1 protein-coding gene is annotated in these 1,668 nt (G+C 65.2%); it reads left to right on the top strand.

The genetic code is table 11. From position 1 onward, the window contains the following. Window positions 1-128 precede the first annotated feature (128 nt). The gene (locus tag BKG60_RS14985) at window positions 129-1,532 is read left to right on the top strand and encodes an IS1380 family transposase (protein WP_065204061.1); all 1,404 of its coding nucleotides are present in this window, start codon (window positions 129-131) and stop codon (window positions 1,530-1,532) included. Window positions 1,533-1,668: the final 136 nt, after the last annotated feature.

The raw sequence follows: 1,668 nt of genomic DNA, 5'->3' as shown, positions 1-1,668 counted from the left end.
GCGGCTAACCCTCGATCCACCGATGAATCGCCTGTTCGGAGGGTGTTGATGTAAGGAAAGTGCCCTTTGAGCTGGGATGATTGGAGTTACCACACTTCGATCAGCCCACGTTCAGAAAGGCGCTTCCGGTGCAAGTGTCCCATAGGTTCGCCGTGTCGTCGGCGGTCTTCGATGATGCACATCTCGTGTCGTGCGCCGGGCTGGTGCCGGTGATGACCCTGGCCGACCAGACCGGTCTGTCGCAGCTATTGGCCGACAAGATCCGGTTCACCTGTGAGCGGATCCGTTCGGCCGCGGCCCATCCGTCACCGAAGCTGACCACGCTGATCGCCGGGATGTGCGCCGGCGCGGACAGCATTGATGACCTAGACGTTGTGCGCTCGGGTGGGATGAAGACCCTCTTCGGTGGTGTGTACGCCCCGTCGACGATCGGAACCTTATTGCGGGAGTTCACCTTCGGGCATGCCCGCCAGCTCGAATCTGTCCTGCGCGAACACCTGGCCGCGCTGTGCGGGCGTGTCGATCTGTTGCCCGGCGCCGACGGACGGGCGTTCATCGACATCGACTCACTACTACGCCCGGTCTACGGGCACGCCAAGCAGGGCGCCAGCTACGGACACACCAAGATCGCCGGCAGGCAGATCCTGCGCAAAGGCCTCTCACCGTTGATCACCACGATCAGCACCGACCACGGTGCGCCGGTGATCGCCGGGGCGAGGTTGCGGGCGGGCAAGGCCAACTCCGGCAAGGGCGCAGCCCGCATGATCGCTCAAGCGGCCGCTACCGCCCGTGCTGCCGGGGTCACCGGGCAGATCCTGGTGCGTGGCGATTCGGCCTACGGCAATAGCACCGTGGTCACCGCCTGCCACCGAGCAGGTGTCCGGTTCTCGCTGGTGCTGACCAAGACCGCAGCAGTTGCCGCCGCCATTGACGCAATTCCCGAGACCGCGTGGACCCCGGTGAACTATCCCGGTGCTGTGCGTGACCCCGACACCGGCGCCTGGATCTCCGATGCCGAAGTCGCCGAAACCACCTACACAGCCTTCGGTTCCACCAAGACTCCGGTGACCGCCCGGTTGGTCGTGCGCCGGGTCAAAGACGCGCGGTTCCTCGATGCGCTGTTTCCGGTGTGGCGGTACCACCCGTTCTTCACCAATTCCGACGAACCCGTCGACGCCGCTGACATCACTCATCGCCGCCACGCCATCATCGAAACCGTGTTCGCCGACCTCATCGACGGACCTTTGGCGCACATGCCCTCGGGGCGGTTCGGCGCGAACTCGGCCTGGATCCTGTGCGCCGCGATCGCCCACAACCTGCTGCGCGCCGTCGGCGTCCTGGCCGGAGGTGCCCACGCGGTCGCCCGCGGGGCGACACTGCGCCGCAAGATAATCACTATCCCGGCCCGCCTGGCCCGTCCGCAACGCCAACCTATCCTGCACCTACCAGCGCACTGGCCCTGGACAGAGCACTGGCTCACGTTGTGGCGCAACACCATCGGCTACAGCCCACCAGAAATCGCCACCACCTGACCATATGCCGAAAGGCCCGACCGGAGCGCACAGGAACAGCTGGACAGACCAGCAGATACCCCCTGCCCGCGACCAGGACCAGCCCTCAACAGCCCAGCGAGGCACACCTACCCCAATTCATCAGTGGATCGAGGCT

The sequence above is a fragment of the Mycobacterium syngnathidarum genome, assembly GCF_001942625.1.
Lineage (GTDB): Bacteria > Actinomycetota > Actinomycetes > Mycobacteriales > Mycobacteriaceae > Mycobacterium > Mycobacterium syngnathidarum.
Note: the sequence above shows the minus strand (reverse complement) of the source record. Positions and strands in the feature narration are given on the sequence as shown.